General features: G+C 43.7%; 16 protein-coding genes. All 16 read left to right on the plus strand.

Going from position 1 to position 23,594, the window contains the following annotated elements:
* Positions 1-62 precede the first annotated feature (62 nt).
* The 16 genes from I4V84_RS08295 to I4V84_RS08370 all read left to right on the plus strand — a co-directional run bounded on the left by I4V84_RS08295 (position 63) and on the right by I4V84_RS08370 (position 23,468).
* On the plus strand, positions 63-995 hold the full coding sequence (locus I4V84_RS08295; protein ID WP_118577738.1) for an AraC family transcriptional regulator: 933 nt from the start codon (positions 63-65) through the stop codon (positions 993-995).
* A gap of 1 nt (position 996) precedes the next feature.
* Positions 997-1,509 carry a hypothetical protein gene (locus I4V84_RS08300; protein WP_178733530.1) on the plus strand — a complete coding sequence of 171 codons (513 nt, stop codon included), beginning with the start codon at positions 997-999 and terminating at the stop codon, positions 1,507-1,509.
* A gap of 286 nt (positions 1,510-1,795) precedes the next feature.
* Positions 1,796-3,082 carry an extracellular solute-binding protein gene (locus tag I4V84_RS08305; protein ID WP_178733532.1) on the plus strand — a complete coding sequence of 429 codons (1,287 nt, stop codon included), beginning with the start codon at positions 1,796-1,798 and terminating at the stop codon, positions 3,080-3,082.
* Positions 3,083-3,315: 233 nt separating this feature from the next.
* On the plus strand, positions 3,316-4,215 hold the full coding sequence (locus I4V84_RS08310) for a sugar ABC transporter permease (protein ID WP_178733535.1): 900 nt from the start codon (positions 3,316-3,318) through the stop codon (positions 4,213-4,215).
* 91 nt (positions 4,216-4,306) lie between these two features.
* Complete coding sequence (locus tag I4V84_RS08315; protein ID WP_243243594.1) at positions 4,307-5,035, plus strand: carbohydrate ABC transporter permease; 729 nt, start codon at positions 4,307-4,309, stop codon at positions 5,033-5,035.
* Positions 5,036-5,264: 229 nt separating this feature from the next.
* The gene (locus tag I4V84_RS08320) at positions 5,265-8,390 is read left to right on the plus strand and encodes a glycoside hydrolase family 2 TIM barrel-domain containing protein (RefSeq protein WP_195991576.1); all 3,126 of its coding nucleotides are present in this window, start codon (positions 5,265-5,267) and stop codon (positions 8,388-8,390) included.
* A gap of 75 nt (positions 8,391-8,465) precedes the next feature.
* Positions 8,466-10,490 (plus strand): beta-galactosidase, encoded by a 2,025-nt coding sequence (locus I4V84_RS08325; protein ID WP_195991577.1) that lies wholly within the window; start codon positions 8,466-8,468, stop codon positions 10,488-10,490.
* 107 nt (positions 10,491-10,597) lie between these two features.
* A complete protein-coding gene (locus tag I4V84_RS08330) occupies positions 10,598-11,581 on the plus strand; it encodes an AraC family transcriptional regulator (protein WP_195391735.1) in 984 nt (327 codons plus the stop codon).
* A 178-nt stretch (positions 11,582-11,759) separates the two neighbouring features.
* Positions 11,760-13,064: a BMP family ABC transporter substrate-binding protein gene (locus tag I4V84_RS08335; protein WP_195991579.1), complete on the plus strand. Its 1,305-nt coding sequence runs from the start codon at positions 11,760-11,762 to the stop codon at positions 13,062-13,064.
* 250 nt (positions 13,065-13,314) lie between these two features.
* On the plus strand, positions 13,315-14,847 hold the full coding sequence (locus I4V84_RS08340; protein WP_173770676.1) for an ABC transporter ATP-binding protein: 1,533 nt from the start codon (positions 13,315-13,317) through the stop codon (positions 14,845-14,847).
* Complete coding sequence (locus tag I4V84_RS08345; RefSeq protein ID WP_148461205.1) at positions 14,848-15,945, plus strand: ABC transporter permease; 1,098 nt, start codon at positions 14,848-14,850, stop codon at positions 15,943-15,945.
* Positions 15,946-16,938, plus strand: coding sequence for an ABC transporter permease (locus tag I4V84_RS08350; protein WP_195991581.1), 993 nt, complete (start codon positions 15,946-15,948; stop codon positions 16,936-16,938).
* Between the two features lie 242 nt (positions 16,939-17,180).
* The gene (locus tag I4V84_RS08355; RefSeq protein ID WP_195991583.1) at positions 17,181-18,485 is read left to right on the plus strand and encodes a hypothetical protein; all 1,305 of its coding nucleotides are present in this window, start codon (positions 17,181-17,183) and stop codon (positions 18,483-18,485) included.
* A 192-nt stretch (positions 18,486-18,677) separates the two neighbouring features.
* On the plus strand, positions 18,678-20,354 hold the full coding sequence (locus I4V84_RS08360) for a M3 family oligoendopeptidase (protein WP_195991585.1): 1,677 nt from the start codon (positions 18,678-18,680) through the stop codon (positions 20,352-20,354).
* Between the two features lie 80 nt (positions 20,355-20,434).
* Positions 20,435-21,004 carry a hypothetical protein gene (locus I4V84_RS08365; protein WP_118579282.1) on the plus strand — a complete coding sequence of 190 codons (570 nt, stop codon included), beginning with the start codon at positions 20,435-20,437 and terminating at the stop codon, positions 21,002-21,004.
* A 202-nt stretch (positions 21,005-21,206) separates the two neighbouring features.
* Complete coding sequence (locus I4V84_RS08370; protein ID WP_118579279.1) at positions 21,207-23,468, plus strand: ABC transporter substrate-binding protein; 2,262 nt, start codon at positions 21,207-21,209, stop codon at positions 23,466-23,468.
* Positions 23,469-23,594 lie beyond the last annotated feature (126 nt).

The following is a 23,594-nucleotide window of genomic DNA, read 5'->3' on the forward strand; positions in this document are numbered from 1 at the left end:
TTACAAGGAAAGTGTGGTATGATAAAAAAAACTATATTTTTAATTTTGTTATAGGAGACTACATGGCGAAAAAACGAAAAATGAAAATGGAATTCCGCTATTACCAGATGCAGGATGGAATCCCCATTCTGGCACTTCTTGGTGAAAAGTGGGTGCAGAATTATGGAAGGGATGTGGATTACCTTCACTTTCATAACTATCTGGAGATCGGTTTCTGCTACAGTGGCGAAGGAGAGCTGGTGTTAGGAGAAGAGCCTGTACGTTTTGCAGGGCGGGAATTTACCATTATTCCACCAAACTTTCCCCATACGACCACCAGCGATGTGGGAAATATCAGCAAATGGGAATATCTGTTTATCGATGTGGAAGGTTTTCTTCAGGTGGCAGCAGGAACGCCCCTCAGGGCAGAAAAAATGATCCAGCGTATTTATTCAAAAGCACTTTGCCTGAAAGAATCAGAATATAAAAGCCTTTCCAACAAAATAATCAAGATACTGGAAATCATGCGTGCCAGTGATGAGTTTTACCTGGAAGAAGCAAATGGGATATTATTGGCACTGCTTGCGGAAGTGGCAAGAATGAACCGTTCCTCTGCTGAAGAAAATATTGAGGAAAAAGGAAAGATCACCAATATGATCTCCAGGGCCATCGACTATATTTCACAATGTTATATGGAGGATATCCGAATTGGTGATCTGGCAAAAGCCTGTCATATCAGTGAGACTCATTTTCGCAGGGTGTTTACCTCCTATATGCACATGAGCCCTCTGGAATATATTAACAAAGTAAGGATTCAGACTGCCTGCGAGATCCTGAAAAAGACAGATGAGTCTATCGCAGATATTGCCTACAAATGCGGTTTTACAACCAATTCCACATTTAACCGGAACTTTCGCCAGCTGATGGGAATGTCGCCGGCAGAGTGGCGGAAACGCCCGGAAAATTACGAACAGCAGCTCTTGAAATTTGATATTCATTCAGAGGAGGGATGGTAGAATGTACGATTATAAAATAGTAGAACAGGTGACCAGAAAGAAAAAAAAGCTTTCCGGAGCATTAAAAAAGACCATGGTATTTTTTGCCGTAGTGTTTGTGGTTATGGGAATTACCATATCCCAGGCCTTTATGCTGGCTGGTTTTTGCCTGGCAGGTCTTTATTTTATTTACGGGATCTTTTGCCAGCGGGATTATGAATACATAATGGAAAATGAACAGCTTACCATAGATGTGATTTATGGAAACAAATACCGTAAGACAGCCCATGAGCTGGATCTCCGGCAGCTGGAGGTGGTAGCCCCTCACTGGCATGATTCAGTGGCCAAGTACAAAAAGAACGGTGGAACAGAGCACTTAAAGAAGTACGATTATACTTCCTATGAAGAAGATACTCCCTATTACACAATGATCATTAAGGAAGACGGACGTAAGATCAAATTACTTCTGGATCTTACAGAAGAAATGCTACATACCCTGAAAACCAGGTATCCTCAGAAAGTCTTTTTTGCATAGAAGTAAAATAAAAGAATGTGAATAGTTCACAAAATATACATATAAAGTTTGTGAAAAAGTACAGAAAATCAAATAAAACATGTGTACATTAGTGAAAAAAAACACACGCTTCGTGAACATGACGAAAAATTGTGAAAAAATGAACGAAACATGAAAAAGAAAAAAACGAGCATAATGGTTGAAAATGCACATTATATGGGCGGTATTGCATACATCACCCCATATGCGGATGGTATAATACATTCATAAGAAATACAGAGAAACAATTTTAAGGGAGGATATTTCTATGAAGAAAAAAGTACTTACCGTATTACTTACAGGTGCAATGGTAGCTTCCATGGCAGCAGGAGCAACAGTTGTATCAGCAGAGGACAACGACAACACATTAACCGTATGGGCATGGGACCAGAACTTCAATATCAAGTCCATGCAGATCGCAGCTGACCAGTATGCAGCAGATCATGAAGGCTTTTCAGTAGATATCATCGAGACATCTTCTGATGACTGCCAGACCAAGCTTACTACAGCAGCTAATGCTGGTGATTACAGCACACTTCCGGATATCGTTCTTATGCAGGATAACAGCTATCAGAAATTCCTGAAAGCTTATCCGGATGCTTTCACAGATCTGAAAGATATGAATATTAACTGGGATGATTTCGGAGCTCTGAAACAGTCCTATTCCATGGTAGATGATACACATTACGGTGTTCCATTTGATAACGGTGCTGTTATCGCCTGCTACCGTACCGATATCCTTGAAGAAGCAGGATATACACTGGATGACCTTACAGACATCACATGGTCCAAATTCGAAGAAATCGGTAAAGATATTCACGAGAAGACCGGCAAATACCTTCTTACAAGCGAAGCAACAGGCGGAGATACCCTTATGATGATGATCCAGTCCTGTGGTGCGAACTTCGTTAACGAAGACGGCGAAGCTTACATTGTTGGCAATGAGACCGCTGAGAAATGTATCGATCTTTACACAGAGCTGGTTCAGAACGACGTTGTGAAGCTTGTAAACAACTGGGATGAGTACATTGCAACCATCACAAGCGGTGAGGCTGTTGGTATTGTAAATGGTAACTGGATCACAGCTACTCTGATGTCCACTGAGGATCAGAAAGGCTTATGGGGAATCACCACAATGCCTAAGGTTGACGGTGTTGACACAGCTACAAATTATGCAAACAACGGTGGATCTTCCTGGTATATTACCTCTAACTGCAAGAACGTAGAGCTTGCTGAGGACTTCCTTGCAAGCACATTTGGCTCCAGCACAGACTTCTATGATGCAATTCTTCCTGAGACAGGTGCTATTTCCTGCTATCTGCCAGCTGGTGAGTCTGATGTTTACAACGAGCCAAACGAGTTCTTTGGCGGACAGCCGATTTTCTCAACAATCGTAGAGTACTCTTCTCATATTCCGGAGTTCACAAAGACTCCATATCACTATGAGGCAAGAGAGTGCGTAAACACAGCTGTTGTTAATATCGTAAACGGAACAGCTAAGGAAGACGCTCTTCAGGAAGCACAGGATACACTGGCATTCAAGATGACTGAGTAATCCTTTCCGGGGCAAGTAATTGAAATTAAATAGGAATTAATTATTAGGAGGCGGGGGACTGCTAAGTAGTCCTCCGTTTTCTGTTCAAAGAAAATGCCTGTTACTCCATACAGGCGCCTATCTAACAGTTGTACGGCTGAGCAAAAGGAAGTCACATAAAAATATTTTGCTCACTGGTACAGCTGTTGGATGGAAAAGTTGCAGTATATATAGGCTTGAAAGGAGGAGTTCCTGTGAATTCCAAGAAAAAAGGTATGACACTGGCTACGAAGCAGAAAGCTGCCGGATGGATATTCCTGGCACCAGCTTCTATCATGATCGCCATCATGAGCTTTTATCCAATGATTCGGGCATTTATCATTTCCCTGCAGACAGGTGCCGGCGCAAATATGCGTTTTGCAGATCCAATCTTCAGTAACTACAAACGTATCCTTGCAGATAAAGTGTTCCAGCAGTCCATTGGCAACACATTCCTGTATCTGATCATTCAGGTTCCGATCATGCTGATTCTTGCGATTCTGCTTGCACAGCTTCTGAACAACAAAGACCTGAAGTTCAAAGGCTTTTTCCGTACATGTGTATTTCTTCCATGTGCAACTTCCCTGGTTTCCTATTCTCTGATCTTCCGTTCCATGTTTGCAACAGACGGTCTGATCAACAGTGTTCTGATGAAAATGGGAATTCTCTCCACAGGATATAATTTCCTTGGAAACTCCACCAGCGCAAAGATTGTTATTATCATCGCCCTGATCTGGAGATGGACCGGATACAACATGGTATTCTATCTGGCAGGACTTCAGAACATCGAATATTCTGTTTATGAGGCAGCGAAGATCGATGGTGCAAACGGATGGAAAACCTTCTGGAAGATCACAGTACCGCTTCTGAAGCCCACTATTATCATGACCTTCATCATGTCCATCAACGGTACCTTACAGCTGTTTGATGAGTCCATGAACCTGACAAAGGGTGGTCCTGCAAACTCAACCATCACAATGTCACATTATGTTTATAATACCTGTTTTGTCAACGTGCCGAACTTCGGATATGCAGCAGCAATGTCCTTTATTATCTTTATTATGGTAGCGGTTCTGGCATTTATCAACTTGAAAGTAGGTGATACTCGTGACTAAGAAAAACAAATCCGCAATCCAGAGAAGATTGATTCCTACATACATTTTTCTGATCATTGTATCATTTTTCTCCGTTTTTCCGCTATACTGGATGATTTCAGCAGCTACGAATACTTCCACGGATGTATCACGCGGACGTATTATTCCGGGAAGCTATTTCATGGAGAACTTTAAGAACCTGACATCCCAGCAGCCACTTTGGAGAGCACTTGGAAACTCCTTCTTCTATGCAATCCTGACTACAGTGATCTGCCTTCTGATCTGTTCCATCGCCGGATACGGATTCGAAGTATATCATGACAAAGGAAAAGACAAATTGTTTTCCATTCTCCTTCTTGCCATGATGGTTCCTCAGGTTGCTACTATGGTTCCGTTGTTTAAGATGTTCTCAAAAGCGAAGCTTCTGAATACATCCATCGGATTTATCCTTCCGATCATTTCCACACCATTTATGATCATGATGTTCCGACAGAATGCAAGAGCTTTTCCAGTAGACATTATCGAAGCAGCACGAATTGACGGCTTAAGCGAAGTGAGAATCTTTTTCCAGATGTTTATTCCAACCATGAAATCCACCTACGCGGCAGCCGCTGTTATTACCTTTATGAATGCCTGGAATGCATACCTGTGGCCGAAGGTAATTATGACAGATAACAAAGCCATCACAATGCCAATGCTGATCGCCAACCTGATCACAGGCTATGTAACTGATTACGGTATGCTGATGTGCGGCGTATTATTCTGTTCCATTCCGACCATGGTTGTATTCTTCGTTCTGCAGAAGCAGTTTGCAGAAGGTATCACCGGTGCGGTGAAATAAGTTTGAAAATCTAAGGGTGCTGCGATTTATTTGCGGCGCCCTTTTTTCTGAACATGGATACGCAATCTATGGACGATTTTTATATATTGTTCTGTAAAAATTCCATGGAAATAGAAAGTTTATATTACTATAGTAAAACCAGTACAGGGCATCTGGAAAATATTGCCCGCAACGTTTAGAGAGAGGGTTACTGTTGTTACTAGTGAACAGTATCGAGAAAGGACTACATATGAAGGAATTTGATTATTCATTAGTTAAGAATCCCGAGTATTTTAAAGACGGAAGAATGGAGGCTCACTCCGATCATATCACTTATGCAAACGTGGAAGAGGCTTCCGCAGGTGAGACTTCTTACCGCCACAGTTTAAATGGAATCTGGAAATTCCATTATGCCCGCAATTACGGAAATACCATAAAAGGCTTCGAGAGAGAAGATTATTCCTGCAAAGACTGGGATGACATCCGTGTGCCGGCCCATATCCAGATGGAGGGCTACGATGCACCTCAGTATGCCAATGTGCAGTATCCATGGGAAGGACACGAGGATATTCACCCAGGGGAGATTCCGGAGCATTTTAATCCTGTGGCAAGCTATGTGAAATATTTCACAGTGCCGGAACAGATGAAAGGAAAACGTCTTTTTATTTCCTTCCAGGGTGCAGAAAGTGGAATCGCTCTCTGGCTGAATGGCCAGTTTGTAGGATATAGTGAAGATTCTTTTACCCCGTCAGAATTTGAACTCACCGATTATGTGAAAGAAGGGGAAAATAAGCTGGCAGCTCAGGTGTTCAAGTGGACAGCCAGCAGCTGGTGCGAGGACCAGGATTTCTATCGCTTCTCCGGAATTTACCGGGAGGTTTATCTTTATACAGTACCGGATGTGCATGTGTATGATCTCCAGATCCGTGCAATCCCGGATGCGAGTCTTAAGAAAGCCCGGTTTGAAGTTAAGACCAGCACCTGGGGAAAGGGAAACGTACATATTGTTCTGTCCCAAAAAGGACAGACCATATTGGAGGAAAATAAGAGCTTAGGCGAAAATGCAGCAAGTACAGGAAGTGACCGGAACGGAAAAGATGCAGCCACTGAAGCTGCTGGCAGAACCGTTCAGAAAGGTGTTGCTGATACATTTAGCTGGACAGTGGAGAATCCGATTCTCTGGAGTGCAGAAGATCCTCAGCTCTACGATTTGATCATGGAGGTTTTCGATGAGAATGGTATTCTTCAGGAAGTGATCCCTCAGAAAGTCGGTTTCCGCCGATTTGAAATGAAAGACGGAATTATGACTTTAAATGGAAAACGAATTGTATTTAAAGGTGTGAACCGTCATGAATTCAGTTCCATAACAGGAAGATGTGTATCCGAAGCAGAGCTACGCAAGGATCTGACCATCATGAAGCAGAACAATATCAATGCTATCCGTACCTGTCATTATCCGGATGCTTCTCTGATCTACCAGCTTTGTGATGAGTTTGGAATTTACATGATCGATGAGACCAACCTGGAAAGTCACGGCTCCTGGGATACAGCGGAATTTACGAAAGACTATACTTACGTGGTTCCCCATGATAAGCCGGAATGGCAGTCTATGATGTTAGACCGCGCCAATTCCATGTATCAGAGAGATAAGAACCATCCGGCAATCCTGATCTGGTCCTGTGGAAATGAGTCCTTCGGTGGTAAGGATATTTTTGAAATGTCCCAGCTCTTTAGAAATGCAGATCCTACCCGTCTGGTACATTATGAAGGTGTCTGCCATGACCGCAGATATAACGCTACCAGCGATATGGAAAGCCAGATGTATCCATCTGTGGAAGCAATTAAAGAGTTTCTTGCAAAAGATGATTCCAAGCCCTTTATCTGCTGTGAGTATACCCATGCCATGGGAAATTCCTGCGGTGCCATGCATAAATATACAGATCTGACAGATACAGAGCCGAAATATCAGGGTGGCTTTATCTGGGATTATATCGATCAGTCTATTTACAAAAAAGACCGTTATGGAAAAGAGTTCCAGGCATATGGCGGAGATTTTGGCGAGCGTCCTACTGATTATAATTTCAGTGGAAATGGAATTGCATATGGTGGAAATCGTGATGCGTCTCCGAAGATGCAGGAAGTGAAATTTAATTATCAGAATATTACCGCACAGGTAAGTGCTGATTCCGTGAATGTGATCAACAAAAATCTGTTTGTAAATACGGACACATTTGAATGCAGAGTAACTCTTCAGAAGGATGGAAACGTAATTCGTACAGAAGTACTGGATACAGCAGTGGCTCCTTTGAGCCAGGTGGAATATGCTCTTCCATTTAAGAAGGAGGAAAAAGCCGGCGAGTACACGGTAACTGTTTCTTTCCATTTGAAAGAGGATATGCCATGGGCGAAAGCAGGTCATGAGGTTGCCTTTGGACAGTATGTTTACCAGGTGGAAGCAGCTGTGAAACCTTGCACAGAGCATCTGGAGGTAATTCACAGTACCCATAATATTGGCGTGCGCGGAGCGGAATTTGAGGTGCTTTTCTCCGTATTGAACGGTGGTCTTGTTTCCTATAAATATGCAGGAAAAGAAATGATCGAGGCAATTCCGAAGCCTAATTTCTGGCGTGCACCAACAGACAATGACTGTGGAAATCTGATGGCAATGCGATATGGACAGTGGAAGCTTGCCAGCATGTATGTAAACCATAAGGATTACCGCGGAGCGGCATATGGACCTGGAAATGTACCAAAGGTAGAGGAAAAAGAGCATTCCGTAAAGGTATCCTATACCTATTTTCTTCCAACTATTCCGGCAGCTGAGTGTACACTTGCTTATGAAGTTTTCGGAGATGGAAGAGTTCGTACCACACTTTCCTATGATCCGGTGAAGGAGCTTGGCGATATGCCGGAATTTGGTGTGATTTTCAAGTTTAATGCAGATTATGACCACGTATCCTGGTATGGACTTGGAGAAGCTGAGACCTATGCAGACCGTAAGAAAGGTGCAAAGCTTGGAATCTACGACAATATGGTAAAAGATAATGTGGCAAGATATATGGTTCCACAGGAATGCGGTGCCAAGGAAGAGGTCAGATGGGCGAAAATCACAGACCGGAAAGGCAGAGGAATGCTTTTTGAGATGGATAAAGAAAATGGCCCAATGATGTTCTCTGCCCTGCCATACACACCTCATGAGATGGAAAATGCAATGCATCCATATGAGCTGCCCCAGATTCATTATACAGTAGTGCGCGTGGCAAAAGGCCAGATGGGAATTGCCGGAGACGACAGCTGGGGAGCAAGAACCCAGGAAGAATATCTGCTGGATACAAGTAAGCCTATGGAGTTTTCATTTGTATTTAAGGGAATCTGAGAAAAAATACGTTACTGCTCACTCCGTGGTCAGTAACAAAAATACTCTTATCATGGCAACAAAAAGGAGATTGAGATGGCAAGAAAAATAGAATATGGCCGTATGCTGCATGGTGGTGATTACAATCCGGAGCAGTGGCTTGACCGCCCGGACATTCTGAAAAAAGACATTGAATATTTCAAAAAAGCCCATATTAATACAGTATCTGTAGGAATCTTTTCCTGGGCAGTACTGGAACCAGAAGAAGGAAAGTACAATCTGGGCTGGCTGGAAGAGATTATTGACAATTTATATAAAGAGGGAATTTCCACGATCCTGGCAACACCGTCAGGCGCAAGGCCAAAGTGGATGGCCGATAAGTATCCGGAGGTCCTTCGCATGGATCCGGACCGCACCAGAAGATTTTTCGGAGGAAGACATAATCATTGCTATACATCTCCGGTATATCGTCAGAAGGTTCACGATATGGACAAGCTGCTTTCCCAGAGACTGGGCAGTCATCCTGGTGTGATTCTGTGGCACATTTCCAATGAGTTTGGCGGAGAATGCTATTGCCCTCTTTGTCAGCAGAAATTCCGGGAATGGCTGAAAGAAAAATATGGAACCATTGAGAAGCTGAATTCCAGCTGGTGCACCACATTCTGGAGCCATATTTACAATAGCTTCGATCAGATTGAAGCCCCTTCCCCAAAGGGGGAGAACGAGCTTCATGCATTGAAGCTTGACTGGAACCGGTTCGTTACAGACCGCACCATTGATTTCATCAAAGGAGAGGTTGCTGCAATCCGTGAAGGTGGTTCTGAACTGCCGGTAACAGCCAATCTGATGTATGATTACAACGGTCTTGATTGCAAGAAGTTCCGCGATGTTCTGGATGTGGTATCCTGGGACAACTATCCAAGCTGGCATAAGAAAGAGGAATTTTTCACTGCCATTGATGCAGGTATGCAGCATGATCTGATGAGGAGCATTAAGAATCAGCCATTTCTTCTCATGGAGTCCTGCCCATCTGCCACAAACTGGAAGCCCATCAATAAGCTGAAAAAGCCGGGAATGATGCTGGCTGCCTCTCTTCAGGCAGTAGCTCACGGCTCCGACAGCGTTTTATACTTCCAGCTGCATCAGAGCCAGGGGGCTTCTGAAAAATTCCACGGCGCAGTGATCGACCACTATGGCGGAGAGGATACCCGCGTGTTTAAAGAAGTGACAGAGGTTGGAGAGGCTCTGGAGACACTGAAGGAAGTCTGCGGCAGCCAGATGAAGTCTCCGGCAGCAGTCCTTTATGACAGAGAAAATAACTGGGCAATCCAGGATGCACAGGGACCGCGGAATGAGAACATGTTCTACACAGAAGCGGTACAGAAGCAGTACCGCGCCCTGCGGGAACAGGGACTGAATGTGGATGTGATCTCTATGGAGCATGAGCTTTCCAGCTATAAGATCGTGGCAGCGCCAATGGCTTATATGTTCAAAGATGGTTACGAAGAAAGATTAAGAGCATATGCAGAAAATGGCGGAACCCTGGTGATCACTTACTGGACCGGCCTTGTGGATGGTACAGACAAGTGCTTCCTTGGAGGAACACCATACGGGCTTATGGAGGCAGCCGGTCTTCGTACTACGGAGATCGATGCTCTTTATGACTGGGAAGAGAACCATGGAATTTCAGAACCGGGCAATCATCTGGAAATCAGCGGCACCTACACTTGCAAGAACCTTTGTGAGCTGGTAAAGGTTTCTGACGCAGAAGTGCTTATGCGCTATGGCGATGACTTCTATGCGGGAGCTCCTGTAGTGACACATAAAGCATATGGAAAAGGTCACGTATATTACGTTGGCGCAGATATGGAACAGGCTTTCTACAGTGATTTCTACGGAAAGGCAGCAAAGGAAGCTGGCATTCAGGCACCGCTGGGATTCGTACCGGCAGAGGTTTCTGTCACCTTACGTGAAAATCAGGAAAATGAATATCTGTTTATCCAGAACTATGCAAGAGAAACCAAGGCAGTTCCAGTTCCAGCAGAATATGAAGTGATCTACGGCGCGGCGGATGAGATTATGCAGCCGCTGGCAACAAGGGTCCTGAAAAAGAAAAAATAGAGATTAAAAATAGCGGAAGAAGTTAGTGTGAAAAGAGGTTTTGACACTAACTTCTTTTTGTGTATATAATTAGAAAAACAGAAATCATGCAGCAGGAGGTATGTGCAGTGCAGAGAGAACTCTTGGAGCAGCTTCGTGAAATTACAGAAGAAGAGAGAAGAATCCTGAACGGAGAAGCAGAAGTGGACAGGGATCTTTACACGTCTGGAAGCGATTTTACCATTGACAGCAATAAGATGCTGGAGGAAGGAAAGCTGATCGCAATCCGCACCCATACCAGGTTTGTTCATTTTCCCCTTCACCGCCATAATTATGTGGAAGTACTCTACGTATGCGAGGGAACTCTTACGAATATTATAGATGGCAAACAGGTTATTGTGCGAAAAGGGGAACTGCTTTTTCTGAATCAGTTTACCCATCATGAGATTCTTGCAGCTGGCAGGAGTGACATTGCCATAAATTTTATGGTATTGCCGGAGTTTTTTGATGTGGCATATTCAATGGCAGGAAATAATAATGTTCTGGCAGATTTTCTGGTGAATGTACTGCGCCGGGATAACCAGCAGGGAGAATATCTTCATTTTAAGGTATCTGAGGTGCTGCAGATCCAGAATCTTCTGGAAAATATTATTTATTCCCTTGTAACAGGAAGGGGCAACCAGAATAAAATCAATCAGACTACCATGGGACTTATTTTTCTTTACCTTATGGACTCTGTACAGTATGTGGAAATGCGCCTTCCAAATCAGTACGAGAACATGATATCCATGACGACTCTGGATTATATTGAGCAGAAATACCGCACGGCCACCTTGACTGAGCTATGCGATATGCTTCACCTTCCCATGCATGTATTAAGCAAAATGATAAAAAAAACAACAGGCTTTAATTTTAAGGAGCTGCTTCAGCGGAAACGTCTTAGCAAGGCTGTGGAACTGATGTGTGATACAGACCTTCCCATCAGCGATATCATTGCAGCAGTGGGATATGAGAACAACAGTTATTTTCACCGTGTATTCAAGGAAAGATATGGGGTAACGCCAAGAGCTTTCCGCGTGGCTAATAAGAAAAATGATAAAGTAAGATTATGAAGAACGCGTAAAAATATTTTTACAAAAAAATTATCATTTGTTCAAAAATATTTTTTGAATTATATATAAATGGTTGACATTTAATTAGAAAAAAAATAAAATAACTGTAACGTTTAAGATTTTTCTTACATAGAGGGGGAAAGTCTCAGGCAAATAAAAATATCAAGGAGGAAGTAAAATGAAAAAAATGTGTAGAAAAGTAGTCAGCCTTCTTCTTGCAGCAGTGATGGTGCTTACAATGACCGCCTTCGCTTCTGTTGTTTATGCCGCTGACGAGGACAGCGTTGAAGCTGATCCGAACTTCAAGATGGGAGTTATTCTTGTAGGTGATGAGACAGAAGGATATTCTGCAGCTCATATCGCCGGTGTTAAGGAAGCAGCTAAAGAGCTGGGCCTTGACGACAGCCAGATCATCTGGAAATACAAAGTTCCGGAAGACTCCAGCTGCTACGATGCAGCAATCGACCTTGTTGGACAGGGATGCTCCCTGGTAATCGGTAACAGCTATGGACATCAGACTTATCTGGTACAGGCTGCTCAGGAATACCCGGATGTAACATTCGTTTCCATGACAGGTGATTTTGCAGCAATCAGCGGATGCGAGAATTTCAAGAATGCATTCACCAACATCTATGAATCCCGCTATGTATCCGGTGTTGTAGCTGGTCTGAAGCTGAAAGAGATTCTTGAGGATGGTACTCTTACTACAGAGACACAGCCAGACAGCTTTGATGCAGACGGCAATGTAAAGGTTGGTTATGTTGGAGCATTCAGCTATGCTGAGGTTGTTTCCGGTTATACCGCATTCTACCTTGGTATTAAGAGCGTTGTTCCGAACGTTGTAATGGAAGTTAAGTACACAAACTCCTGGTTTGATATTGACAAAGAGGGTGCAGCAGCTGAGGCACTTATTGCAAACGGCTGTGTGATCATTGGACAGCATGCAGACTCTACAGGTGCTCCTGCAGCTACACAGAAGCTTCACGATGATGGCAAGATCTGCTACTCTGTAGGCTACAATATTGATATGCTTGAGACTGCTCCTACAGCAGCACTTACCTCTGCTACCAATAACTGGGCAGTATACTACAAACATGCAATTGCAACCGTAATGGGCGGTGGTGACCTTGAGCAGGACTGGTCCGCAGGATATAATGACGATGCAGTAGGAATCACAGAACTTGGTGAGTCCTGTGCAGAAGGAACTGCAGATTACGTTGCTGACATCGAGGGCAAACTGAAAGACGGTTCTCTTCAGGTGTTTGATACCTCTACATTTACTGTAGGCGGCGAGGAAGTTACTTCTGCACCGGTTGACCTTTCCTTCATGGATTACACAACTGATCCTGCAACTGTTGTATATCAGGGCGAGACTGTTGAGGCTATCGAGGATGGACACTTTGCAGAGTCCACATTCAGAAGCGCTCCATACTTTACACTTCGTATTGATGGAATCACAGAGGACGCAGACGCTGTTGAATAAGCAGTAATGCGAAATCCTGCGAAGCATGCTTTCTGTGCATCGCGGAGCAGGTAGCTGGGAAGAAACCTGAACAGTTATCGAATTACATGAAATCCAAAAGGGGAGCTGTAAAAAGGCTTCCCTTTTGTTTCGTAAGCGGGAAAGTTAAAATCCACGCGGATGTGGGATTTTGGCGAACGCTTCAAAGATAGGCAAAACCAGAAGAGCTTGTTTTGCCTTGATTATAAAACGGGAAGGGAGGCACAACACTTTGGAATATGCCATTCAATTAAAAAATGTTACCAAAACATTTGGAAAAGTTGTTGCCAACAAAAATGTCAACCTTGACGTAAAAAAAGGTGAGATTCTCTCCCTTCTGGGAGAAAATGGAAGTGGCAAGACCACTCTTATGAATATGATCTCCGGTATTTATTTTCCAGATTCCGGCGAGATCATGATAGACGGTAGGAAAGTGGAAATCCGCTCTCCGAAAGATGCCTACGATCTGGGAATCGGTATGATTCACCAGCACTTTAAACTGATCGACGTCTTCAGTGCCACTGAGAATATTGCGCTTGGTCTTGATAAAAAACAGAAATTTGATCTGAAAGAAGTTCGTAAAAAAGCACAGGCTATCTGTGACAGGTACCACTTTGATCTGGACCTGAATCAGAAGGTTTACGAGATGAGCGTATCCCAGAAACAGACTCTGGAAATTGTAAAGGTTCTTTACAGAGGTGCAAACATTCTGATCCTGGATGAGCCGACAGCAGTACTGACACCTCAGGAGACAGCCCGTCTGTTTGAGGTTATCCGAAATATGAAGGCAGATAATAAATCCGTTATCATTATTACCCATAAGCTTCACGAGGTTCTGGAGATTTCCGACCGCGTTGCCATTCTGAGAAAAGGAGAGTACATAGGTACCGTAGATACCTGCGAGGCCACTGAAAATTCTCTCACAGAGATGATGGTAGGCAAGAAGGTGGAACTGAATATTGCCCGTTCCGCACCTGTAAATCCGGTGAAACGACTTTCTGTTTCCCATCTGACCGTCTATAACCGGGAGGACATTAAGGTGCTGGATGATGTAAGCTTTGACGTTTATGGCGGTGAAATCCTGGGAATTGCCGGAATTTCCGGAAATGGACAGAAAGAGCTTCTGGAAGCCATTGCAGGACTTCAGATTACAGGCCAGGGCAGCAGTATTGAGTTTTACGAAAGAGGAAAAGAAAATCAGCCCCTTCAGTTGGTTGGAAAAACACCGAAGAAAATCCGTGATGCAGGTGTTCACCTTGCATTTGTGCCGGAAGACCGTCTGGGAATGGGACTTGTAGGTTCTATGGGTATGACCGGAAATATGCTTCTGAAAAGCTATGGAAAGGGTGCATCCCCGCTTACAGATATGCGTACCCCGAAGAAAATGGCAGAGAAGGTTAAGGAAGAGCTTGAAGTTGTGACTCCAAGCCTGAATACTCCGGTATCCCGTCTTTCCGGAGGAAATGTACAGAAGGTTCTGGTAGGCCGTGAGATTGCAGAAGCACCTACTGTACTGATGACTGCCTATGCAGTGCGAGGCCTTGATATCAATACCTCTTATACCATCTATAATCTTCTGGATGAAGAGAAGAAAGAGGGGGTTGCCGTAGTCTATGTAGGTGAGGATCTGGACGTTCTCATTGATCTGTGTGACCGTATTCTGGTACTTTGCGGCGGTAAAGAGAATGGTATTCTGGATGCCAGAACGACTACGAAAGAAGAAGTTGGACTTCTTATGACAAATCTTCGGAAGGAGGGAAAATAAATGAGTGACACAAAAACTAAAGAACCCTTGATCCGAATTATTAAGCGTGACAGAAGCAGCTTTGGGTACAAGGTATGGGTTCGTGCGGCTGCCATTATTCTGGCGCTTGTAGTAGACGCGATTTTTATTTATAGTGTAACAGGCCTGAATCCATTATCTGTATATGGTGTTATGTTAAATGGTACCTTTATGACAAGCATCCGTTTTTCCTGGGCAATGCGAGATCTGGTAACCCTTCTCTGCATTGGTATTGCCCTTGCTCCTGCGTTTAAAATGCGCTTCTGGAACATTGGCGCAGAGGGACAGGTGCTGATGGGAGGCCTTGCCACAGCTATGGTTATGGTAAAATGTGGTGCCAGCCTTCCTACCCCGGTGCTTTTTCTGGTGATGTTCCTTACCAGCGTGATTGCCGGAGGTCTCTGGGGTTTTATTCCGGCAGTATTCAAGGCGTACTGGAATACAAATGAGACACTTTTTACCCTTATGATGAATTATGTGGCAACCAGTATTGTTGCATGCATGACCAATATCCTTCGAGGAAAGGCTTCCAGCCTTGGTAAGCTGAACATGTCTACACAGGTTGGATGGTTCCCGCAGTTTATGGGACAGAGATATAATATTAACATTCTCATTGTAATGATTCTCATGTTTGTCATGTTCTTCTATCTGAAATATTCTAAACAGGGCTATGAGATTACCGTAGTAGGAGAATCTGAGAACACAGCAAGATATGCCGGAATTAATGTTAAATGGGTAACCATCCGTACCATGATCATTTCCGGTGCTATCTGCGGTCTGGTTGGTTTCCTGATCGTAGCAGGAAGAGACCAGACTATTTCCACCACATCCGCAGGCGGAAACGGATTCACCGCCATTATTGTAGCATGGCTTGCAAAGTTTAATACGTTTTATATGGCTCTGATCTCCTTCCTGCTGATCTTCCTTTCCAAAGGTGCAGCAGAGATTGCTTCTGCATACAGCCTGAACGATTATGCAGCAAGTATTATTGAAGGCGTGATTCTGTTCTTTATCCTTGGAAGTGAATTCTTCATCAACTATAAAATGATTTTCCGTGGTTCCAAAAAGGAGGTGCACTAAATGAGTAATCTGATTGCGTGGATCATCAGGGCAATTCCATTTGGAACAATTATCATGTTTGGTTCCATGGGCGAGATCACCACTGAGAAATCCGGAAACCTGAATCTTGGTGTTCCGGGAATTATGTATCTTGGCGGCTTTGCTGGCTTCGCCAGCTCCTATTTTTACGAGAAAAATTCAGCAGATCCAAAGGGTTGGATATGTGTGATCCTGGCGCTTGTGGCAGCAATTGCAGCCTCCATGCTGGGAGGGCTGATTTTCAGCTTCCTTACCATTACCCTTCGTGCAAACCAGAATGTAACCGGTCTTGCACTTACCACATTCGGTATGGGTGTTGCTAATTTCTTTGGTGTATTTATTTTAAATGGTGCAAGCTACACTGCAGCACCGCTGGCATACGCTTCTTTTTCCAAGAAGATTCCATTCCTGTCCAGTAAGCTGGGAATTGTGAGTAAAACTGTTTTTGCCTATGGTTTTCTGGTATATGTGGCAATCATCATTGCTGTTGTGCTGCATTACGTGCTGAACAAAACAAGAGTAGGTCTGAATCTTCGGGCTGTAGGTGAAAATCCGGGAACTGCAGACGCAGCCGGAATCAATGTAACCAAATATAAATATCTGGCAACCTGTATTGGTGCCGGCCTTTCCGGAATCGGCGGATTATATTACGTTCTGGATTATAATCAGGGCATCTGGGCGACAACGGGACAGATAGAAGCTCTTGGCTGGCTGGCTGTTGCACTGGTTATATTTACCACCTGGAAACCTCTGAACTGTATCTGGGGTGCGTATCTTTTTGGTATGCTCTACTGGCTGTATCAGTTCCTTCCAAGTATTCTTGGAATCAAGGTTGCAAGCTATGTCACAGACCTGATCCAGATGGTTCCTTATGTGGTTACCATTATCGTACTGGTTGTAGTAAGCTTCCGAAAGAAAAAAGAAAATCAGCCTCCGGAAAGTCTGGGACTTTCCTACTTCCGAGAGGAAAGATAACAGGGATTGGTTTGATAGAATATTGAAATTTCAGAATCCTCTGCTTATGCTGTATGGTGCAGCATGCAGAGGATTTTTTTCATTCTTCAGACGGCAATACGATTTGTGAAAAATCAGTGTCCATAGGAAATGAAAGTTTACAAAATATTTCGAAAATGTTATATTATTTTTAAATAACATGCGAAACATATAGAAAGGATAGCTGGCTCTTAGCTATACAGTTATCAGAAAGGAATAAAAATATGAAAAAAAGATATGTTCTTGCTGCGCTGGCAGCTATGACAGTACTTGCAGGCTGTGGAGATAATGCTTCTCAGCAGAAAAACACGGACAATACTACCCAGGAGAGCACAGCAGAGGATGATCTGACAGCTGCTGATCCGGATGAAGATGGAGAAGAACTGGATCCTGAATTTTCACAGGATGTAGAGAATAATGAAGTGATCGATGCAGATGATGCAGAGGAAGAAGCAGCTCTTGATCCCATTACTCCTTCTGAATATCTGGTTCAGAATGCTTCTGATTATGTAACTCTTGGAGACTATGATGGTGTAGAGGTTACCAGGTACACCTATGAGATCACTGATGATATGGTGCAGGATGAGATTCAGGAAGAACTGGCAGATGCCAGCGATGAGCAGTCTACCAATGCACCTTCCGAGGACGGAAATATTGTATATATGAATCTTACTGCCACTGTGGAGGGTGAGGAAGCTGCTGAGCCGGAAGAGACTTTTATCACCTTGGGACAGGAAGAATTTGGTGCAGAATTTGACCAGAAGCTGACAGGTGTTTCCACTGGAGATAAACTGGATTTCAGCATCACATACGGAGATGACACCTGGCAGGAAGACTGGCAGGGAAAAACCGTTGACTTTTCTGTGGAGGTAACAGATGTTACAGCTTCCAATACTCCGGAATATGATGAAGATTATGTGAAGAATTATACCGGGTGTGACACGAAGGAAGAATATGAGGCTTCTGTAAAAGAATATCTGGAGCAGTCCTATGAGGAACAGAGTACTTATGATGAGACAGAAGATCTGATTTCTGCCTGCCTGGCACGTACAGAGTTTACCGGAGAATATCCGGACGACCTGTTTGAGGCATGCAGGGAAGAGGCACTCTCCGGTTATTCCATGTTTGTAGAGGAAGACGGAGATGTAAGTGATGTGCTGGATATGTTCGGGGTTACAGAGGATGATATTGCAGAAGAAGCCAAAAATCTTGTAAACCGTCGCCTCTTCATCAGCGCATATGCCGAAGCCAATAATATTGAAGTAACAGAAGATGAATACGTGGATTATGTAAATGAGTATGCTGACTACTATGGCGAGAGTCCTGCTGATTTTGAGACTCTTTATACTCGGGAAACGCTTGTAAATGCCCTTTATGAGAGCAAGGTAACAGAGCTTCTTCTGGAAAAGGCAAACGTGACAGAAACTCCATATACACCAGAAGAGTATGATGAAAAGGAGTCCAAAGAAGATGACACGCTTGATGATCTGGAAATCGTAGAAGAAGGAGAAGAAGGCGTAGCTGAATAAAATCTGAAGATTTGGCAAAACACACTTTCAACGTCATAATGTTCTTTTATTAACATTTTTTATAAATTTAAGCCTTTTAATTTAGATGTGATTATGATATAGTAAATAATACGCGACAATGGACGGACAGCATTCTGAAGATAAGCTTTAGGAAGTTTGTCCGCCCATTTGTGTCTATAAAGGAGGAACGAGATGAAATTTTCAGAAATGCCTTACACTCGTGTGGATTTTCCAGCTGTAATTGCACAGGCACAGGAGATTATCCAGCGCGCATCTTCTGCGAAGAGCGGAGAAGAGCAGTTCGAGATTCATCAGGAATTTAACAAGCTGATGGATCACGTGAGAACTCTTTACACCATCGCCCATATCCGCAGGGATGGAGATGTGACAAATGAGTTTTATGACGGCGAGAAGAGCTACTATGATGAGAAGCTCCCGGAACTGAACGCAGTGACAAATGAGTATAAGAAAGTACTTTTTGCCACTCCATATCGTCAGTATATGGAAGAGAAAATCGGACCGGTTGCATTTAAGTCCATGGAACTGGAGATGAAATCTTTCGATGACAGTCTGATTCCGCTGATGCAGGAGGAGAATGCCCTTGCTTCCCGTTACAGTAAGCTGATCGCTTCTGCCAAGATCATGTGGGAAGGAGAAGAACTGAACCTTTCCCTTATGCGCAAGTATATGCGCTCCCAGGATCGGAATACCCGTAAGAAAGCATGGGATGCTTTTTCAGGCTTCTTTGAGGAGAACCAGGCTGAGCTTGATGAAATCTACGATCTGATGGTGAAGAACCGTACCAGACAGGCACAGATGCTGGGCTTTGAGAATTACATTGATATGGGCTACTTCCGCATGAACCGTAATTCTTATACCAAGGAAGATGTACAGAAGCTTCGCGAGCAGATTAAGACTGTATTTGTACCGTTAGCTTCCAGAATGCACAAGAACCGTCAGGCACGCCTTGGGGTAGATGCACTTCGTTATTATGATATGGGTGTTTATTTCCCACAGGGAGATCCGGCGCCGATCGGTACTCCTGAGGAGATTCTTGAGAGCGGCCGCAAAATGTACACGGAGATGTCTGATGAGACAAGGGATTTCTTCAACATGATGATGGAGAATGAGCTTTTTGATGTATTCGGACGTAAGAATAAGGCTACCGGTGGTTACATGACGGAGCTTCCGGATTATGGTGTACCGTTTATTTTTGCAAACTTTAACGGAACCAGTGGTGACGTGGATGTAATCACACATGAGTGTGGACATGCATTTCAGAGTTATGTATCCTGCAAGGATCCGATCACCGATCACTCCAGGTATCTGACCATGGAGACAGCAGAAATCCATTCCATGTCCATGGAATTCTTTGCGGAACCATGGATCGAGCTTTTCTTCGGGGAAAGAGGCGATGATTACCGCAAGATGCATCTTGAGGATGCCATCGACTTTATTCCTTATGGAACAATGGTGGATGAATTCCAGCACATTGTATACGGCAATCCGGAGCTTACACCTAAGGAGCGACGTGATGCATGGAACAGGCTGGAGCAGGAGTACCGTCCATATATGGATTCCACTGGCTGCAGGTTTATGGAAGAAGGCGGTTACTGGCAGAGACAGCACCACATTTTTGAGATGCCTTTCTACTATATTGATTATGTACTTGCACAGCTTTGTGCATTCCAGTTTAAGATCCGCATGGAGAAAGATCATGACGCTGCGTGGGCTGATTATATAAAGCTTTGCCGGCTTTCTGCAAGTGATTTCTATCCGTCCATGCTGAAACAGGTGGGACTTACAGTTCCATTTACAGATGGCTGCATTCAGAAGATTGTGGATGAGCTGGATAAGAAGCTGGATTGAGTCATCAGGCAAAGACTGTGAGAAGGAAAAGCACTTTCAGGTAATAGATTGGGAACTCACAGGAAAGTTGAGGCAGAATTGTGAAAAAATATGGGAATGATTACCGCCAGAGAGGGGAAAAATTTGAATATACCGGAAAATGGTATGGCAGCAGCCTGTCAGTGAAGGAGCTGAAAAGACATGCCCTTAACAATACAGTTCTTATGGCAGCCGCCCTTGTGATCTATTTTGCCAGCCTGATGCTGAACAATGAAGGAAGCAGGATCTTCTGGATATTACTTCCCTATATGGTGGTAGTATTCCCTGTTTCCTATGGAATCATGGGAGGTGCTTCCTTATTTCTTTTTTGCAGACAGCAGGAGGGAAAAGCTCACTCACAGGTGGTAATCCCGGAAAAGCATATAGGGCATATGACCTGTGCACAGTATGAAAAAGGGGTGCGGCGTCCGGTAAGGTGCAGCATTGCCATCACGGTACTGGGACTTTTTACAAGCGTGGCAAACCTGATTTTTTTGTTAAAAGATTTCGAAAATCTTATTTTTACAAGGGAACTATTATTCGAGGCAGCTACTGTGATGATTTTAGCGCTGGGAAGTGTTAACACTGCGCAAAACTGGCAGATTAAAGCAAAATTTACAAATTTTGAGTAAAAATCTTTCAGTTTTTGACAATTATGGACAAAATTCCAGACATATTTCGCCATATAGCTATTGCACATGTAATAAAACATGGTAAAATAGAGAGGTATAAGACAACAAATTTTTAGGTTGTCTGTAGTAGCTGGCCTCAGGAGTCTCCAACAGGCTCTGATGAATAGTTACAATAAAATATCTTAAAAAAGGAGGATAAGATATGAGCAAGAAGAAGTTAATGGCCCTGTTATTAACAGGTGTCATGGCAGCATCAACAGTGAGCGTACCTGTTTTTGCTGAAGAAGCTGAGGGAGGTTCTTCCGATACACCACTTGTTGTTGGACAGACTAACTTCTCCGAGAAATTCAGTGGATTATTCCATGAGACAGTTCCGGATACGCAGATCGCAGAGAATGTAGGTGAGTATCTGTTTGGAAGTGACCGTACAGGTGCTATTATTTACAATGGTATCGAGGGTGAGACACATGAGTATAACGGAACGGATTATACTTATACAGGACTTTCCGACGTAACTGTTACAGAGGGCGAGGATGAGACTGTATACAATTTCAAGCTTCGTGAGGGTGTAACATTTTCTGACGGTGAGCCTCTTACTGCAGATGACCTGATTTTCACATATTATGTACTTTCTGATACAGATTATGATGGAAATGCAACATTCTACTCCACCAATATCAAAGGTATGAAAAACTACCGTCTGAATTCCACAGCAGCAGATTCCATCACAGATGAGGATGTTGCAAATACACTTGCAGACATGCCGGATGAAGTTGCTGCAAGAGTGAAAGATGAGCTGATTGTTCCGCTTCTTACATCTGAGTATGAGTGGGCGCAGACTGCATGGGAAGATTATGCAGATGCTTATGGTGTTACAAACGGAGATGAGTTCTTTGGAATGCTTTACGCAGTAGATGAGAACTATTCTGTAGATGGCAAAGATCAGGATACGATCATTAATGAGATCGCAGACCAGTATGGCAAGGACTATCTTGCACTTGCAGCTGCCTATGGCGACGAAGCATACTTCGATGAAGATGCAGCAACAATCGCTTCCGAATACCTGGTAGAGCAGAAAACTGCAGCAGGTGAAGGTGAAGAGGTTGCGAACATCGAGGGAATCAAGAAGCTTGGTGATTACGAAGTTGAGGTTACCACAGATGGTTTCGAGGCAACTACAATCTATCAGCTTGGTGTAATCGTTGAGCCAATGCATTATTATGGAGATGCTTCTCTCTATGACTATGATAACAACCAGTTCGGTTTCACAAGAGGAGATCTCTCCGCTGTACGTGATAAATCCAACCAGCCACTTGGCGCAGGTCCGTACAAATTTGTGAAATATGAGAACAAGACTGTATACATGGAAGCAAACGAGAACTACTACAAGGGTGCTCCTAAGACAAAGTACCTCCAGTGGCGTGAGACTTCCGACGCAGATAAGATTGCCGGTGTTGAGCAGGGTACAATCGACCTTTCCGATCCATCCGGAAGCAAATCTGCATTTGACCAGATTAAGAGCATCAACGGAAACGACGAGCTCAGCGGTGATAAGATCATCGTTAACGCAACAGACAACCTTGGATACGGATACATCGGTCTTAACGCAAACACAATCAATGTTGGCGGAGAGCCAGGATCTGATGCTTCCAAGAACTTAAGAAAAGCTCTTACAACTGTACTTGCTGTATATCGTGATGTAGCAATCGATTCTTATTATGGAGATGCTGCTTCTGTAATCAACTACCCGATTTCCAATACATCCTGGGCAGCTCCTCAGAAATCTGATGCAGATTATCAGGTGGCTTACTCTGTAGATGTTGATGGAAATCCGCTTTACACAGATGATATGACAGATGATGAGAAGTTTGCAGCAGCAACACAGGCAGCTCTTGGCTTCTTCGAGGCAGCCGGATACACTGTAGAAAACGGCAAGGTAACAGCAGCTCCAGAAGGTGCTAAGATGACTTATGAGATCATCATCGGTGCTGACGGAAGTGGAGATCACCCAAGCTTTGCAATCCTTACAGACGCTAAGGCAGCTCTTGAGTCCATCGGATTTACACTTGAGATCAATGATGTTACAGACTCCAACATTATGTGGGATGCTTTAAATGCAGGTACCGCAGAAATGTGGGCAGCTGCATGGCAGGCAACAGTGGATCCTGATATGTATCAGGTTTACCACAGCGCAAGTGTAAAGAGCAATTACTACCACATCAATGATGAAACACTGGATCAGGATATTATTGATGCCCGTTCCACAGCTGATCAGGAATACAGAAAATCTGTTTACAAACAGTGTCTGGACATTATTCTTGACTGGGCAGTAGAGATTCCGATCTATCAGAGACAGAACTGCGTTATTTACAGCCCTGAGCGTATCAATGCAGATACCTTTACGAAAGATGTTACTACATTCTATTCATGGTATGGAGATATCATTAATATCGAAATGAACTAAAGGTATAAAAGAAGAATGACTTGTTAGCGCAGTGGGTCCACCATAACCAGTGGACCCACTGCCTTACTGGCAGTATGCCTTGGGCTAGAGCGTGTCTGAAAAAGCATTCCCGCAATCTCCCACAAA

This window comes from Ruminococcus sp. 1001713B170207_170306_F1 (assembly GCF_015668065.1).
Classification (GTDB): Bacteria; Bacillota; Clostridia; order Lachnospirales; family Lachnospiraceae; genus Blautia_A; species Blautia_A faecis.

Coding starts and splice junctions, on each gene's coding strand:
- I4V84_RS08370 (WP_118579279.1), top strand. CDS start 21,207: ATGAGCAAGAAGAAGTTAATGGCCCTGTTATTAACAGGTGTCATGGCA.
- I4V84_RS08320 (WP_195991576.1), top strand. CDS start 5,265: ATGAAGGAATTTGATTATTCATTAGTTAAGAATCCCGAGTATTTTAAA.
- I4V84_RS08315 (WP_243243594.1), top strand. CDS start 4,307: ATGATTTCAGCAGCTACGAATACTTCCACGGATGTATCACGCGGACGT.
- I4V84_RS08345 (WP_148461205.1), top strand. CDS start 14,848: ATGAGTGACACAAAAACTAAAGAACCCTTGATCCGAATTATTAAGCGT.
- I4V84_RS08360 (WP_195991585.1), top strand. CDS start 18,678: ATGAAATTTTCAGAAATGCCTTACACTCGTGTGGATTTTCCAGCTGTA.
- I4V84_RS08325 (WP_195991577.1), top strand. CDS start 8,466: ATGGCAAGAAAAATAGAATATGGCCGTATGCTGCATGGTGGTGATTAC.
- I4V84_RS08295 (WP_118577738.1), top strand. CDS start 63: ATGGCGAAAAAACGAAAAATGAAAATGGAATTCCGCTATTACCAGATG.
- I4V84_RS08305 (WP_178733532.1), top strand. CDS start 1,796: ATGAAGAAAAAAGTACTTACCGTATTACTTACAGGTGCAATGGTAGCT.
- I4V84_RS08335 (WP_195991579.1), top strand. CDS start 11,760: ATGAAAAAAATGTGTAGAAAAGTAGTCAGCCTTCTTCTTGCAGCAGTG.
- I4V84_RS08355 (WP_195991583.1), top strand. CDS start 17,181: ATGAAAAAAAGATATGTTCTTGCTGCGCTGGCAGCTATGACAGTACTT.
- I4V84_RS08300 (WP_178733530.1), top strand. CDS start 997: ATGTACGATTATAAAATAGTAGAACAGGTGACCAGAAAGAAAAAAAAG.
- I4V84_RS08350 (WP_195991581.1), top strand. CDS start 15,946: ATGAGTAATCTGATTGCGTGGATCATCAGGGCAATTCCATTTGGAACA.